Source organism: Corynebacterium sp. MSK004, from assembly GCF_030232515.1.
GTDB lineage: Bacteria > Actinomycetota > Actinomycetes > Mycobacteriales > Mycobacteriaceae > Corynebacterium > Corynebacterium hesseae.
Genome location: NZ_JASPKB010000006.1, coordinates 152,783 through 167,883, shown reverse-complemented (window position 1 = coordinate 167,883; position 15,101 = coordinate 152,783). Strand labels below are relative to the sequence as shown.

The window sequence follows — 15,101 nt, the reverse complement described above, 5'->3', positions numbered from 1 at the left end:
CTCCTTTCCACCCCTGTCGAGCGCCTCCCGCGGAAGGTGAACTATTCTCGGTGCAGGAGCGCGGAGGGCCCTGGGCAGGCAAGGAATGCCAAGGCCGACAACCCCCGCACGACGTGCCACACCGTCAACCACGAGGAGTACCACTATGACCGTGCGAGAGGTTCGTCTCTACGGCGACCCGGTCCTCACCACCAGAGCTGAGGAAATCACCGAGTTCGGGCCATCATTGGAACGCTTGGCTCAGGACATGCTGGAGACAATGGAAGCCGCAGGGGGAGTAGGTTTAGCGGCCAACCAGATCGGTGTGACCAAGCGCATCTTTGTCTTCGATTGCTCGCATTATCAGCATGGTTTGCGCGGTGCCGTCATTAACCCGGTATGGGAAGCGGTGGGCCAGGACATGCAGTTGGGGACCGAAGGTTGCTTGTCCATCCCCGGCATTTCTCAGCCCACTGAACGCTTTTCTACCGTACTTCTGCGCGGATTCGACCCACACGGCCGCCCGATTTCCATGCTTGCCTCTGGGCTGATGGCGCGTTGTATCCAACACGAGACGGACCACTTGGATGGGATCTTGTTCTTGCAGCGTCTGAGCGATGAGCTTCGGAAGGACTCTATGAAAACCATCCGCCAATCGGAGTGGTTCAACGCATAGCCGTAGCCCTGCTTAATCAGCAGTACAGCAGATTCATTTTTGAACATTAGATTTAGAAACTCTCACACGAGAAAGGCATGCTCTAGCAGTGCGTATTGTTTTTGCCGGAACCCCGGAGCCCGCAGTTGTGGCTTTGGAGAAGCTCATTGACTCACCCCATGAGGTGGCCGCCGTCATTACTCGGCCTGATGCCCGCCGGGGCCGTGGCCGCACCGTTCATCCAAGTCCGGTGAAGGCACTGGCGGAAAAGCACGGTATCGAGGTGCTCACGCCGACCACACTTAAGCCAGGCACCGAGGACGGTGATGCCCTGCGTGCACGACTAGCAGACATTGCTCCCGAGGCTATCCCCGTGGTTGCCTACGGAAACCTGATCACCGAGGACTTGCTGAGCCTTCCGACGCACGGTTGGGTGAACCTTCACTTCTCCCTGCTCCCGGCGTGGCGAGGCGCGGCACCGGTGCAAGCAGCCATTGCGGCTGGGGATACTCGCACGGGTGCTACGACCTTCCGCATCGACCAAGGCCTGGACACTGGGGACATCCTCGCCACGATCGACGAGGACATCCAAGACACCGATACCGCGGATGACCTATTGACGCGGCTGGCCTATGCCGGTGGCGACCTCCTCGTGCGGACCATGGATGGGTTGGAAGACGGCAGCATCGCGCCGCAGCCGCAGGTAGGTGAAGCCTCTTATGCGCACAAGATCTCTACCGACGATGCCCGCATCGACTGGACTGCGCCCGCCGAGGCCGTTGATCGCCACATTCGCGCGCACACCCCGGGGCCGGGTGCTTGGACCATGTTGGGGCAGTCTCGCTTAAAAGTCGGTCCAGTAAACCTTGTGCCACCCACAGAACTTAAGGACCTTACTGAACACTCCGCGCTTTCCGCATTGCAGCCGGGTGAAGTCCACGTGGCCAAGAAGGAAGTGGTGGTCGGTACCGGCAGCTCCCCGGTTCGTTTGGGAAAGATTCAACCGCCAGGAAAGAAGATGATGAATGCCGCCGACTGGGGCCGCGGGCTTGCACACCAGGCTTCGCAGTCAGTAGAAGGCGGCGAGGATGAGGTGAAGTTCTCATGAGCGGAGGTTTTAGATCCCGCAGCAAGTCAGGCGATCCTGCAGACCGCGCGCCGCGTGGAAAGCAGCAACGCGGCGGTGCGAAACGCACTGCCAAAGGCAACAGGGAGCGTCGCGGCGGTCAGCGTCACGATACACGTCGCCCAGCGCCGTCGACCTCGGTGGTTTCTGCCGCGCAGCGCTGCGGGGTGGATCGTCCACGCGCGGTGGCTTTCGAAGTATTGCAACGCGTGGACGCAGACGATGCCTTTGCCAACCTCACGCTGCCGAAAGCCGTAAGCGCCAATAACCTCAGTGGCCGCGATGCTGCCTTCGCCACCGAGTTAACCTACGGCACGCTGCGGACCGAGGGCGTGCTCGATGCCGTCATCGCCGAGTGCGCCTCTCGTGGCCTCGACGCTATCGCCCCCGACGTGCTCACCGCCCTGCGAATGGGAACCTACCAGGTGCTCTATACCCGCGTTGAGGCACACGCGGCGGTCGATACTACCGTGCGCCTCGTGGAGGCAGCTGGTCAGGACAAGGCTAAAGGTTTTGCCAACGGCATCATGCGCACCATCACCCGTACGCCGGCGCAAGCGTGGTTGGATCAGCTTGCTCCCCAAGGTCAGGTGGCTGCTTTGGCCTTCCGCCATGCCCATCCGGAGTGGATTGCCCGCTCCTTCGGCCGTGCCTTGGGTGTGTTGGAACCCGATGGCACTGGTGCGCTCAGCGCCGACCAGTCGCGTGAGCTGGAGCTCGCACTCGAGGCGGACTCCCAACGCCCCGTTGTGCACTTGGTAGCGCGCCCCGGTGAGATCTCCGCCGAAGAACTCGCCCTGATCACCGGTTGCGAGGAAGGCCGCTATTCTCCCTATGCGGTCTACCTTGAGCACGGGGATCCTGGTTCGCTAGAGCCGGTTCGCCAACGGCTGGCGGCAGTCCAAGACGAAGGTTCGCAGCTCATTGCCCGCGCGGTAACGGAAGCCGAGCTCAGTGGTGAAGACACCGGACGCTGGCTGGATCTGTGCGCCGGACCTGGTGGCAAGGCCGCCCTCATGGGGGCGATCGCCCGAATTGAGGGCGCGACAGTTGATGCCGTCGAAGTCTCCCCGCATCGCGCCACCTTGGTGGAAAAGACGGTGGGGGACCTGCCTGTGCGCGTGCACCAAGCGGACGGCCGAGCACCAGGACTGAAACCAGGCTTTGACCGCGTGCTGGTCGACGCCCCCTGCTCCGGCCTAGGCGCGCTCCGCCGGCGCCCGGAAGCTCGCTGGCGCAAGGCCGAATCAGATATTGCGGAGCTGAACCAGCTGCAAACCGAGCTGCTCGAGTCCGCGTTGGAGCTGGTGCGCCCAGGTGGCGTCGTGGTGTACTCGACTTGCTCGCCGGATCTGCGTGAGACCAGGGGCATCGTGGATGCCGCCGTGCAGCGGCACGCAGAGGGATCAGCGATTCAGATCGAAGAACTAGATACGCGCGACGAGCTGCCGGAGATGGGGGACCTTGGCGCCGAGCTGTCCGCGCAGATGTGGCCGCACCGCCATGGCACCGATGCGATGTCTTTCGCGGTCTTGCGCCGAGTGGCGGACTGAGGCTGCGAGAGGGACTAGGCTGAAGGTCATGTCTGCACTCTCGTCTGGTCCCATTATTTCCCCGTCCATCTTGGCCGCCGACTTCACCCGCTTGGGCGAAGAGGTCCGCGCCGTGGCCAACGCAGATTGGATCCACGTCGACATCATGGATGGACACTTCGTCCCGAACCTGTCCTTTGGCCCGGATATCACTGCGACGGTGGACGGGATTACACCGCAAACGCTGGACGTTCACCTCATGATCGAGGAACCCGAGAAGTGGGTAGAAACCTACGCCAAGGCCGGCGCCGATTGCATCATCTTCCACGTCGAGGCCGTCGCCGACAAGGACGCGGCCATCGCCCTGGCGCGTACAATCCGGGATTTAGGTGTGCGCGCGGGCTTTTCCATTAAGCCGGGCACGCCGATCGACCCTTGGCTGGACGCCCTCGAGCACTTCGACGAAGTGCTCGTTATGTCAGTTGAGCCGGGCTTTGGTGGTCAGAGCTTTATGCCGGATCAGCTGGACAAGGTGCGCGCCTTGCGCGCGGCCATCGACGAGCGTGGTCTGGACGTCCTCATCGAGATTGACGGTGGCATTTCCGCTGAAACGATTCGCTCCGCCGCCGAGGCGGGCTGCGATGCTTTCGTCGCAGGTTCCGCCATTTACAAACAAGCAGACAAGGCAGCGGCCGTCGACGAGCTGCGTAGCTTGGCCACGCTGTGATCCCACACCTAAACTCAGCGGTTCTCACGCGGGCGCTGCGTGTGGCCATGGAGGCCGGCGATAAGGTGCGCGGCACGACGAGCCCAAACCCGCCTGTAGGAGCAGTCATACTTGATGCCGCCGGCCGCGTCGCCGGTGTCGGCGCAACCCAGCCCCCGGGCGGTCCGCATGCCGAAGTCATGGCGTTACGCGAAGCGGGCGACAAGGCGCGGGGCGGCACGGCGGTCGTGACCTTGGAACCCTGTAACCACACCGGACGTACTGGGCCCTGTGCGCAGGCGCTTATCGATGCCTCTGTGGCCGCCGTTTACTTCCTTCACCCAGACCCCACCCCGGAGGCCGGCGGCGGCGCGGCCACATTGCGCGGCGCCGGCATTGCCGTGGGGCAGATTGAGGCGCCGGACGGCGTGAGCGATGCACTCGCCGGGTGGTTGGGTGCGGTGCGCTTGGGCCGGCCGCACGTGACGCTTAAGTTTGCCCAAAGCCTCGACGGGTTTACCGCCACAGTGGATGGCAGCAGCCAATGGATTACCGGGGAGCAGGCTCGCGAGCATGTGCACCGCGACCGGTCAAAAAGGGATGCCATCCTCATCGGCACGGGCACCGCGCTGGCTGATAACCCGTCGTTGACGGCACGTTACCGGGACGGCTCCTTGCGTGAAACGCAGCCGCGGCGCGTCGTCATCGGCTCCCGGGACGTGGACCGAGGCGGAAGCAGTAATCTGGCAAAGCTAGGTTTCGAGCACTATTCCACCCCGCAGGAGGCGCTAGCCGAGCTGTACGCCAGCGGCGCGCGCGACATTCTCGTCGAAGGCGGTGCGGGACTCGCGACGAGCTTTATGGAATTGGGCAGCGTGGATTGCATTCAGGCATACATCGGCAACGTCATCCTTGGCCAGGGCAGGGGAGTTCTCACTCGGGCTATAGCCTCGAACTTGGCGCTGGCTCCGAGGTGGCAGCGCGCGGCGGTTACCGAGCTTGGCGCCGACCTGCTCGTGGAATACCGGAAGAATGAGAAGTAGGAAAGGGGAGTACGGACTATGTTTACCGGACTCGTAGAAGAAATCGGGCACGTCGATAGCGTGGAACCGCAGGGCGATGCAGTCCGTTTGGGCATCGCGGCATCTACCGTGCTGAGTGATGCGCAGTTGGGTGATTCCATCGCTGTCAACGGCGTCTGCCTGACCGTAGCCGAGCTGGGAGAAGGAACCTTTATCGCAGACGTTATGAAGGAATCCTTGAACCGTAGTTCATTGGGAGAACTCGAAGTGGGTTCGGCGGTTAACCTCGAGCGGGCGGTGCTCCCAACGACTCGTTTGGGCGGCCACATCGTGCAGGGCCATGTCGACGGCACCGGCACGCTGCTTTCCCGCACCCCCTCGGAGCACTGGGAGGTGTTGCGTTTTAGCCTGCCGCGGGAGCTCGCCCGATACGTCGTGGAGAAGGGATCCATCGCCGTCCAAGGAACGTCCCTGACGGTGTCCGCGGTATCGGCGGATGAAGATAAACCTGGCGCGGATGGCTTTTTTGAGGTCTCTCTCATTCCCACCACATTGCGCGATACCGTGTTTGGTGCAATGGCGCCCGGCGCCCGCGTAAACCTCGAGGTAGACGTGGTTGCAAAGTATGTAGAGAAAATGGTTCACCCTAACGCCCACGCCGCGGGCACAGAGGGATAGAGTTAGTCCTTATGAGCGCTGCAGATTCAGCATTTAGTTTAGATAGCGTCGAGCAAGCCATCGCCGACATCGCGGCCGGCAAGGCCGTCGTCGTCGTGGACAATGAAGATCGGGAAAACGAAGGTGATCTCATCTTCGCCGCCGAGCTCGCCACCCCGGAACTCGTGGCTTTCATGGTGCGTTATAGCTCCGGATATATTTGTGCACCTTTGCTCCCAGAGGACTGCAAGCGCCTGAACTTGCCACCGATGATGGCGGTCAATCAAGACGTGCGCCAGACCGCCTACACCGTCACCGTGGACCTTGCTAATGGCTCCACTGGCATCTCCGCTACCTCGCGCTGTGAGACCATCCGCAAGCTGGCTGATCCCTCCTCCGAGCCGTCGCAGTTTACGCGCCCGGGCCATGTCGTCCCGCTGGCTGCCCGCCCGAATGGTGTGCTCGAGCGTGATGGCCACACGGAAGCTGCGATCGATCTGGCACGGTTGGCGGGGCTCCGCCCGGCCGGCGTGCTCTGTGAGATCGTTTCCGAAGAAGACCCCACGGATATGGCTCGCTCGCCGGAGCTGCGCCGCTTCGCCGACGTCCACGGGCTCACGATGATCTCCATCGAGCAGCTCATCAAGTGGCGCCGCCACAATGAGCAACAGGTTCACCGCGAGGTAGAAACCCGCCTGCCCACCGAGTACGGCGAGTTTCGCGCAGTTGGGTATGTGAATGGCGTCGACAAGCGCGAGCACATTGCCCTTTTCGTCGGTGACGTGGAGAGCTATTCCGGTGCGGAAGACGTACCTGTCCGCGTGCACTCTGAGTGCCTGACCGGTGATGTCTTCGCATCTGAGCGCTGTGACTGCGGCCCGCAGCTGCAGGAATCCCTCCGCGCGGTCCAGGCGGCCGGGCGTGGCATTGTCATCTACCTGCGCGGACAGGAAGGGCGTGGCATTGGCTTGGTAAACAAGCTCAAGGCCTATCGCTTGCAAGATGACGGGATGGACACCGTCGACGCCAACGTGGAACAGGGGCTGCCTGAAGACGCCCGCGAGTACTCCGTTGCCGGACAAATCCTGCGCGATGTGGGCGTGAAATCCGTCAACCTCTTGACCAACAACCCACACAAGGGTGAAGGGCTACAGGGCTTCGGCATTGACGCCACCGCCCGCACCGGCCTGGCTACACCCGCCACGGCGGAAAACATTAGCTATCTGCGCACGAAGCGCGACAGGATGGGCCATGACCTGCCACAGGTGGCCGAATGGGATCTCAAACACTCCTAGAGCATTAAGACCAAACACTGGAACAAAACAAAGGAGCACACCGTGAGCAAGGAAGGCCTGCCAACCCCGAACAATGTCTCGGGAGAAGGACTCCGCGTCGCCGTAGTTACCGCCACGTGGAACGCCGAGATCTGCGATCAGCTGCACCGCCGCGCGCTTGAGACCGCCGAAGCCGCTGGTGCTGAGGTCACTCCATTGCGCGTCGTCGGCGCCCTCGAGCTGCCCGTCGTGGTCCAGGCCGCGGCGCGCACCCACGATGCCGTGGTGGCGCTGGGCTGTGTCGTCCGGGGCGGCACTCCGCACTTTGACTACGTGTGTGACTCGGTCACGCAGGGGCTGACGCGTATTGCTCTCGATGAGTCGACGCCCGTGGGAAATGGTGTCCTGACGGTGAACGACTATGAGCAAGCCGTCGATCGCGCCGGATTTGAGAACTCTTCAGAAGATAAAGGCGCGGAGGCTATGCATGCAGCTTTAGAAACCGTGCATACGTTGCGTACACTGAACGAGTCGACCCTAAAGTAGGCTGCCAAGCGCAACCACGGCGATCTGCATATCGCGCAGGCCCGTGGCCTGTCTTAGCGGAGTGATGAGGAGATGGAAACTCGATGACGGATCCACAGGTGCCTTCGGCGCACGAAGAGCGCGCGCGGTCAGCCCGCGCTGGCAAGGCCTCCCAATCCTCGCAGCCGGGCGCGCCCGCTGCGTCTGGGGGTTCCTCGAGCGTGAGCGATGAGCAGGTGCGGGCTTATACCAGCGCCGATCCCTTCGCCCAGACTTCATCCAAGCCCTGGGAGTATGAGGCCACCTCGCCCTATCTGCGCAAGGTGGCAATCATCTGGATCATCCTTGTGATGGCAGCGCACCTGTTTATGGGCTTCACGGTTGGCTTGTCCTTTACCGGCGCGACTGTGACGACGATTGATAAGTTTGCCTTCCCCGGCGTCGGCGTGATTATCTCCATCCTGTCTTGGTTGGCACTGACGCGTCCGCGGCTGCGCGCGAACTCCGATGGCGTAGAGATCCGCAACATTGTGGGAACCCGCTTCTACCCGTGGCAGGTCATCTATGGCCTGTCCTTTCCCGAAGGCTCGCGCATGGCACGCATCGAACTTCCTGACTTTGAATATGTTCCGGTGTGGGCCCTGCAATCGGGCGATAGGCAGGACATTGTCACCAAGGTCCGCTCTTTCCGTGACTTGGAAGCACGCTACATGCCGCAGGATGACTAGTGGCTGATCCCTCTGAGTACCGCCCTGCGCCCGGAAGCATCCCCACGGATCCGGGCGTTTATAAGTTCCGCGATGACAATCGCCGCGTCATCTATGTGGGCAAGGCAAAGAATTTGCGGGCGCGCCTATCGAACTATTTTCAAGACATCACGCAATTGCACCCGCGGACCCGCCAGATGGTCCTCACCGCCGCATCGGTGGAATGGACCGTGGTGGCCAGCGAGGTGGAAGCGCTGCAGCTGGAGTACACGTGGATTAAGCGCTTCGATCCACGCTTCAACGTCATGTACCGCGATGACAAAACGTATCCGATGCTTGCGGTATCTGTGGGGGAGACCATCCCGCGAGCGTTTTTCTACCGCGGCCCACGCCGTAAAGGTGTGCGCTACTTTGGCCCCTATTCCCACGCCTGGGCAGTGCGTGAATCGCTTGACCTGCTGACGCGAATTTTCCCTATGCGCACGTGTGCCAAAGGGGTATTCAACCGCCATGAGCGCTTGGGGCGGCCTTGTTTGTTGGGGTATATCGGAAAATGCGATGCCCCCTGCATTGGCAGGGTGAGCGCCGAGGAACACCGTGAGACGGTGAACCAGCTGCTGAGCTTCATGAACGGCAATACTGGTCCTGTGCGCAAGCGACTAACCCAGCGAATGGAGGAAGCCTCAGAGAACCTCGAGTTCGAGCTGGCTGCCCGCCTGCGCGACGATCTCGGCGCGATTGACAAGCTCATGGAGCAACAGGCTGTGGTGCTTTCCGACGGCACCGACGCCGACCTCATCGCGTTTAGCTCCGACGAGTTGGAGGCAGCAGTTCAGATCTTTCACGTGCGCGCGGGGCGCATCCGCGGCCAGCGAGGCTGGGTGGTGGAACGCTCCGGTGACCAAGCCATCACGGAGCCAATCGAGGAAGGACAGCCTGATCCGGGGCTTCCGGCGCTCATCCAGAATTTCTTAATCCAGTTCTATTCGGATGCCGTGGAGCGCCAGCGCCAGGAGGCCGCGGAAGACGCCAAGCTGGAGCGCAGGGGAGTAGACCAGGAATCCCATACCGCGGTTCATCGGGGAAACGCCATCCCTCGTGAGATCTTGGTCCAAACGCTGCCGGACGAAGCCGATGAGGTGAAGATAGTTCTGGAGGACCTGCGGGGCGCGCAGATTGACTTGCGGGTTCCGCAACGCGGTGACAAGCGTGCCTTGATGGAGACCGTCGAGCGCAATGCGAAGGAGCAGCTGCGGCAGCACAAACTCAAGCGAGTCGGAGACCTTACTGCCCGATCCGCAGCCCTGCAGGAGCTGCAGGAAGCGTTAGACATGGATTCCGCGCCGCTGCGCATCGAGTGCACGGATATCTCGCACATTCAGGGCACCGATGTCGTGGCCTCCCTGGTGGTTTTCGAGGATGGGCTACCGCGCAAGTCCGATTACCGCCGCTACCGCATCAAGGAGGCGGCGGGCGATGGCCGCTCCAACGACGTGGGGTCTATCGCTGAGGTGACTCGGCGCCGCTTCAAGCACCACCACGAGGACAAACGAGCGGTTCCGGACGAGGAGCTGGAGAACACCACCTTCGCTGAAGAAATGGTCCGCGAGGAGGCCGCGAGCCAGACCAAACGCAGCTCCTATCCGCCGCAACTGTTCATCGTCGACGGTGGCGCACCGCAGGTGGCGGCGGCGCAGGCGGTGTTCGACGAGCTTGGCATCGTCGATGTGACACTCATCGGCCTGGCTAAGCGCCTGGAAGAAGTGTGGGTCCCAGGCGATGATGAGCCGGTGATCCTGCCACGTAATTCGCAGGCGCTATTTCTTCTACAGCACCTCCGCGATGAGGCGCACCGCGTAGCTATTACGTATCACCGACAGCAGCGGTCGAAGCGGATGCGCTCGTCCGTACTCGATGCGGTACCGGGATTGGGGCCGCAGCGGCGCACCGATCTGGTGAAGCACTTCGGCTCAGTGAAGAAGCTCAAAGAGGCCAGCGTGGAGGAGATTGCTGCGGTGAAGGGGTTTGGCCCGAAGCTGGCGCAGACGGTATTTGATCATCTCCAGGATTCCTAAGCAGGATTCCCTCCTTGCCTCGTGATCAGATGGTAAGAATGGAAGTCATGACGCTGTTAGACTCCCCACCCATTTTGATCACGGGCATGTCAGGCGGTGGCCTGACGTCGGCGGCAAAAGTGCTGGAGGATAAGGGCTATTACGTAGCCCACAACATTCCGCCGAAGTCTATCGTCGACCTGCTGAAGCTGTGCGCGCGCCCCGATTCTCCGGTGACAAAGATTGCCGCGGTGACCGATGTGCGCTCCAGAATGTTTCCGGGTTCTTTAGCGGAGACCTTGGAGGAACTCGAAAAGCTGGACATGAAGCCCACCCTGCTTTTCCTCGATGCGCGCGATGATGTGCTCATCCGTCGCTTTGATTCGGTGCGACGCACCCACCCGATGCAGGAGGGAGAGACACTCAAAGCGGGCATCCAACGAGAGCGCGCAGCGGTGCAATCTATCCGCGAGCGAGCGGACATCATCATCGATACGACCAACCTGTCCGTCCACGATCTGCGTCGTGCGATAGAAGCATCCTTCGGCGAAATGGGTCATGAGAAGCAACACGTCACGCTTGAGTCCTTCGGCTTCAAGCATGGCTCCCCGCGTGACGCGGACCTTGTCGTCGATGTTCGCTTTCTTCCCAATCCCTATTGGGTACCTGAGCTGCGGGGTTACCGTGGCACCGACGAGCCGGTTGCGGATTATGTCTTGTCCCAAGAGGCTGCTGGGCCCTTTATCGAGCGTTTCATCACCATGTTTGACTCGATGCTCACCGGCTACCGCCATGAGGGGAAGAACTTCATCACCGTGGGCATCGGTTGTACCGGTGGGCACCATCGCTCCGTGGCAGTTACGGAAGAAATTGCCCGCCGCCTCAGGGACCGCGGTGACCTCGATGTGAGCACGTTGCACCGAGATATTTCTCGCGATTAGGTGCGATAAAATACGTATTCATTCCCTACCTGAATAGTTGAAAGCTAGTGTTCCCGTGACGACTCTCCCTATCCACATGGCTAGCCTGGGCGGCGGCCATGGGCTGTATCAAACTCTGCTGGCCGCACGCCGTACGGGCGCGGAGACAATCTCCGCCATTGTTACCGTGGCCGATGATGGCGGTTCCTCCGGCCGGTTGCGCCGTGAGATGGACATAATCCCGCCTGGTGATTTGCGCATGGCCCTTGCAGCTCTGTCGAGCGATTCGGAAGAAGGACAGCTGTGGGCTTCTACTTTGCAGCATCGATTCCAGAGCACTGGTGCCATGGCTGGGCACGCTGTGGGCAATCTCCTTATCGCCGGACTCAACGAGGTGTTGGGGGACTTCCAGGCGGCGCTCGATGCCGTTGCGCGTTTGACGGAGTCGGCCGGACGGGTGCTGCCGGCCGTAAATCTACCGCTCGAGATTGAGGCGGATGTTTCCGGGCTTGACGACGACCCCCGTATCATGCGCTCCGTGCGCGGCCAGGTGGCCGTTGCCTCAACTGTGGGGCAGGTGCGCCGCGTGCGCATCATCCCGGAGAAGCCGGAAGCTAACCCGGAAACGATCGCTGCGCTGCACGACGCGGATTTGATCACCTTGGGCCCCGGCTCGTGGTTTAGCTCCGTGCTCCCGCACGTTCTCGTTCCAGACATCGTCAACGCTATAACGTCGTCGGATGCCCTTCGCGTGGTGGTGCTCAATCTTTCCGCCGAACCAGGGGAGACCCAGGGGTTTTCTGCGGAGCGCCACCTGCACGTGCTAGCGCAGCATGCGCCAAACCTGCGGGTCGACAAAGTCATCGTCGACGGCACCGGTCTCCCCAATGAATCGGAGCGAGTCTTTGTGCAGCGCGCTGCTAGTGTGCTCGGCGCCAGCGCAGTATTTCGGGATGTCTGTCAGACGGACGCTGACGGGAACTCGCTGAACAAACACTGTCCAGACAAGCTAGCGCAAGTTCTCACCGAACTGTATTCCGAGTACGCTGCCGAACGTGGGGCGACGGCGGGTGCCCCGGGCACTCATCGGGGCTAGGCGCACGATAGACTATGGGGCATTCATTGTTCACTGCTACGTCATAGCGCACAAGCGCGGCGCGACGCGTTGCGTGCCTTCCAGAGTGAGGTCAGGTTGCGTCGTACTGCGCTACTGCCGACGTTCGCGGTGCACTGTGTCAAGAGTCGAAAGGGGAGGCACGAGGTGTCTGCGTCGTTGACCGAGCAGGTCAAGGAAGAGCTTACGGCGGTGTCCGTACCGCGCCAGTCCGCTCGTGCGGCGGAGGTTGCCGCAATTCTCAGGTTTGCCGGTGACCTCCACATCACCGGGGATCGAGTGAGGTACGAGGTCGAATTGGAATCCCAGAGCGTGGCCAATCGTTTGGTCACTGCGCTCGATGAGCTGTACTCAATCGTGGCGAGCACCCATGTGGCGGGTCCCGCTGCATCCTCTAAGAAGAGCAGGGTGCAAGTGCGAATCACCTCCGGGGCCAAGGAGCTTACGAGGCGGCTGGGTTTGGTAACTCGTTCCGGACACCCCGTGGTGGGCCTGCCGCCGCAGGTCATTTCAGGTTCTGTTGCTGATAATGAAGCGGCGTGGCGTGGAGCCTTCTTGGCTCAAGGATCATTGACAGAGCCGGGCCGCTCTTCAGCGCTCGAGGTGACGTGTCCGTGCCAGGAGGCGGCTCTCGCCCTCGTGGGTTGCGCGCGCCGTTTGGGCGTGGTGGCGAAAACCAAGGAAACACGCGGCGCCGACCGCGTCGTGGTGCGCGATGGCGACGCCATTGGCGCGTTGCTGACCCGCATGGGCGCTCAGGAGACTCGCCTGACGTGGGAAAAGAAGCGCATCCAGCGAGAGGCTCACGACACCTCCCGCCGCCTCGACAACTTTGACGATGCCAACTTGCGCCGTTCCGCTCGAGCGGCAGTAACCGCTGCGGCCCGCGTCGAGCGTGCCATGGTGATCTTGGGTGATGACGTGCCGGAGCACTTGGCTGATGCTGGCCGCCTACGTGTGCAGCACCGCGAAGCCTCCTTGGAAGAACTCGGGCGTTTGGCAGATCCGCCGATGACCAAGGACGCGGTGGCTGGACGTATTCGCCGCCTATTGTCCATGGCGGATAAACGCGCCAAGGAACTTGGTGTACCGGATACGACGAAAGCGGTGACTGAGGATCTCTTTGAGGAGTCCTAGAATCCAAACGTCGTAGTCTCCAATCCTTGCCCCAGACAGAGTCGTGGGTGCCCGTTCGGGCACTGAAAGGCTCGTCTGGGGCATTTTTCACGGTTTGGGTGCCCGTACTGTTTTGGGTTAACCCGCTCTTTTCCGGTTAAGTGAGATATCCCACCCTACAATTCCGACACCCAACACAATCCCACATAATCGGGCATTACCGCAGGTGTCTGAACTTTGGTCCCCCACCATCCCCGATAGAAGCCTTAACAGTGTACGCCTCTTTGTGCCGTCATGTGAGAGCTTGCAACAGGAGCTCACATGCTCACTGCGGGAAGCACAATGGGTCGGTACTATCGGCCGTGTTGGGAAAACCACCGAGCACGTCACGGAAGTGGCAGAGCAACGGTTCCGCGGAAGCGGTTTACCGCACTGCCGTTAAAGACAGAGTCTCGGAAGCCCCACAACAGAACTTCACTCGATTATTTGAGGAGACATTACAGTGACCATTCGCGTAGGTATCAACGGATTTGGCCGTATCGGCCGTAACTTCTTCCGTGCAGTTGCACAGGGCAACACCGACCTCGAGGTCGTAGCCGTCAATGACCTGACTGACAACGGCACTCTTGCCAACCTGCTTAAGTACGACTCCGTGCTGGGCCGCTTCGACGGCACCATCGAGCACGACGAGGAGTCCATCACCGTCAACGGTCACCGCATCGCTGTCTCCGCAGAGCGTGACCCGAAGAACCTGAAGTGGTCTGAGCACAACGTTGACATCGTCATCGAGTCCACCGGCTTCTTCACCGACGGTGAGGCTGCCAAGGCTCACATCGAGGCCGGTGCCAAGAAGGTCATCATCTCCGCACCGGGCAAGAACGTTGACGGCACCTTCGTCTACGGCGTCAACTCCGACAAGTACGATGCTGATAAGCACAACGTCATCTCCGCTGCTTCCTGCACCACCAACTGCCTGGCTCCGATGGCAAAGGTCCTCAACGACAAGTTCGGCATTGAGAAGGGCCTCATGACCACCGTTCACTCCTACACCGGTGACCAGCGCCTGCAGGATGCTCCGCACCGCGACCTGCGCCGCGCCCGCGCCGCCGCCGTGAACATGGTTCCGACCTCCACCGGCGCTGCTAAGGCTGTCGCTCTGGTTCTGCCGGAGCTCGAGGGCAAGCTGGACGGCTACGCAATGCGCGTTCCGACCATCACCGGTTCCGCCACCGACCTGACCTTCGAGGCTTCCCGCGAGGTTACCGCCGAGGAGATCAACGCTGCCATCAAGGAAGCTGCTACCGGCGAATTCGGTGAGACCCTGGGCTACACCGAGGACCCGATTGTCTCCACTGACATCATCACCGACCCGCACGGCTGCATCTTCGATGCCGGCATGACCAAGGTCTCCAACGGCAACCTGGTCAAGGTACTCGGCTGGTACGACAACGAGTGGGGCTACACCAACCAGCTCGTCCGCACCACCTCCTTGGTTGCCTCCAAGCTCTAAGGACTCGATTCTTAGAATGAGCACAGTGAACCAAGCTGTGATTGCCTGCGGTAGCACCACAGGTTAGAAAACCGGCCCATGCGCCACGCCTCATGATTACGTGGCGTGCGCTGGGCCGTTATTCGTCTATCCAGAACGCACACGGCGCCCCGAACCCGCCGTGCTAGGCGTTCACCACACTTTCTAATTGAATAGCATTAACCT

Annotated in this window: 14 protein-coding genes; all 14 read left to right on the top strand. The window is 61.3% G+C overall.

Going from position 1 to position 15,101, the window contains the following annotated elements:
- Positions 1 to 145 precede the first annotated feature (145 nt).
- Positions 146 to 655 carry a peptide deformylase gene (gene def, locus QP999_RS08810; protein ID WP_070524315.1) on the top strand — a complete coding sequence of 170 codons (510 nt, stop codon included), beginning with the start codon at positions 146 to 148 and terminating at the stop codon, positions 653 to 655.
- A gap of 88 nt (positions 656 to 743) precedes the next feature.
- On the top strand, positions 744 to 1,742 hold the full coding sequence (fmt, locus tag QP999_RS08805; RefSeq protein WP_284848095.1) for a methionyl-tRNA formyltransferase: 999 nt from the start codon (positions 744 to 746) through the stop codon (positions 1,740 to 1,742).
- Positions 1,739 to 3,313: an RsmB/NOP family class I SAM-dependent RNA methyltransferase gene (locus tag QP999_RS08800; RefSeq protein ID WP_284848094.1), complete on the top strand. Its 1,575-nt coding sequence runs from the start codon at positions 1,739 to 1,741 to the stop codon at positions 3,311 to 3,313. Before fmt ends, QP999_RS08800 begins: the two co-directional genes overlap by 4 nt.
- 28 nt (positions 3,314 to 3,341) lie before the next feature.
- Positions 3,342 to 4,019 (top strand): ribulose-phosphate 3-epimerase, encoded by a 678-nt coding sequence (gene rpe, locus QP999_RS08795; RefSeq protein WP_070565344.1) that lies wholly within the window; start codon positions 3,342 to 3,344, stop codon positions 4,017 to 4,019.
- Entirely contained in the window at positions 4,016 to 5,041 is a 1,026-nt protein-coding gene (gene ribD / locus QP999_RS08790; RefSeq protein WP_284848093.1) for a bifunctional diaminohydroxyphosphoribosylaminopyrimidine deaminase/5-amino-6-(5-phosphoribosylamino)uracil reductase RibD, read from the top strand. The genes rpe and ribD overlap by 4 nt, the downstream gene beginning before the upstream one ends.
- A gap of 18 nt (positions 5,042 to 5,059) precedes the next feature.
- The gene (locus tag QP999_RS08785) at positions 5,060 to 5,698 is read left to right on the top strand and encodes a riboflavin synthase (protein WP_070565342.1); all 639 of its coding nucleotides are present in this window, start codon (positions 5,060 to 5,062) and stop codon (positions 5,696 to 5,698) included.
- 11 nt (positions 5,699 to 5,709) lie between these two features.
- Positions 5,710 to 6,972, top strand: coding sequence for a bifunctional 3,4-dihydroxy-2-butanone-4-phosphate synthase/GTP cyclohydrolase II (locus QP999_RS08780; protein WP_269948228.1), 1,263 nt, complete (start codon positions 5,710 to 5,712; stop codon positions 6,970 to 6,972).
- Between the two features lie 42 nt (positions 6,973 to 7,014).
- Complete coding sequence (gene ribH, locus QP999_RS08775; protein WP_070524305.1) at positions 7,015 to 7,497, top strand: 6,7-dimethyl-8-ribityllumazine synthase; 483 nt, start codon at positions 7,015 to 7,017, stop codon at positions 7,495 to 7,497.
- Between the two features lie 83 nt (positions 7,498 to 7,580).
- A complete protein-coding gene (locus QP999_RS08770; protein WP_284848092.1) occupies positions 7,581 to 8,204 on the top strand; it encodes a PH domain-containing protein in 624 nt (207 codons plus the stop codon).
- Positions 8,204 to 10,258 carry an excinuclease ABC subunit UvrC gene (uvrC, locus tag QP999_RS08765; RefSeq protein ID WP_269948230.1) on the top strand — a complete coding sequence of 685 codons (2,055 nt, stop codon included), beginning with the start codon at positions 8,204 to 8,206 and terminating at the stop codon, positions 10,256 to 10,258. Before QP999_RS08770 ends, uvrC begins: the two co-directional genes overlap by 1 nt.
- 38 nt (positions 10,259 to 10,296) lie before the next feature.
- Entirely contained in the window at positions 10,297 to 11,178 is an 882-nt protein-coding gene (gene rapZ, locus QP999_RS08760) for an RNase adapter RapZ (RefSeq protein ID WP_284848091.1), read from the top strand.
- Between the two features lie 76 nt (positions 11,179 to 11,254).
- Positions 11,255 to 12,253, top strand: coding sequence for a gluconeogenesis factor YvcK family protein (locus tag QP999_RS08755; protein ID WP_070524298.1), 999 nt, complete (start codon positions 11,255 to 11,257; stop codon positions 12,251 to 12,253).
- Between the two features lie 165 nt (positions 12,254 to 12,418).
- Positions 12,419 to 13,408 (top strand): DNA-binding protein WhiA, encoded by a 990-nt coding sequence (whiA, locus tag QP999_RS08750; RefSeq protein ID WP_284848090.1) that lies wholly within the window; start codon positions 12,419 to 12,421, stop codon positions 13,406 to 13,408.
- A 481-nt stretch (positions 13,409 to 13,889) separates the two neighbouring features.
- The gene (gene gap, locus QP999_RS08745) at positions 13,890 to 14,897 is read left to right on the top strand and encodes a type I glyceraldehyde-3-phosphate dehydrogenase (protein ID WP_070532937.1); all 1,008 of its coding nucleotides are present in this window, start codon (positions 13,890 to 13,892) and stop codon (positions 14,895 to 14,897) included.
- Positions 14,898 to 15,101 lie beyond the last annotated feature (204 nt).

Bases quoted from the DNA above. Each gene is read 5' to 3' on its own strand.
- rapZ (WP_284848091.1), top strand. From the start codon at position 10,297: ATGGAAGTCATGACGCTGTTAGACTCCCCACCCATTTTGATCACGGGC.
- QP999_RS08780 (WP_269948228.1), top strand. From the start codon at position 5,710: ATGAGCGCTGCAGATTCAGCATTTAGTTTAGATAGCGTCGAGCAAGCC.
- QP999_RS08770 (WP_284848092.1), top strand. From the start codon at position 7,581: ATGACGGATCCACAGGTGCCTTCGGCGCACGAAGAGCGCGCGCGGTCA.
- rpe (WP_070565344.1), top strand. From the start codon at position 3,342: ATGTCTGCACTCTCGTCTGGTCCCATTATTTCCCCGTCCATCTTGGCC.
- QP999_RS08755 (WP_070524298.1), top strand. From the start codon at position 11,255: ATGGCTAGCCTGGGCGGCGGCCATGGGCTGTATCAAACTCTGCTGGCC.
- QP999_RS08785 (WP_070565342.1), top strand. From the start codon at position 5,060: ATGTTTACCGGACTCGTAGAAGAAATCGGGCACGTCGATAGCGTGGAA.
- def (WP_070524315.1), top strand. From the start codon at position 146: ATGACCGTGCGAGAGGTTCGTCTCTACGGCGACCCGGTCCTCACCACC.
- QP999_RS08800 (WP_284848094.1), top strand. From the start codon at position 1,739: ATGAGCGGAGGTTTTAGATCCCGCAGCAAGTCAGGCGATCCTGCAGAC.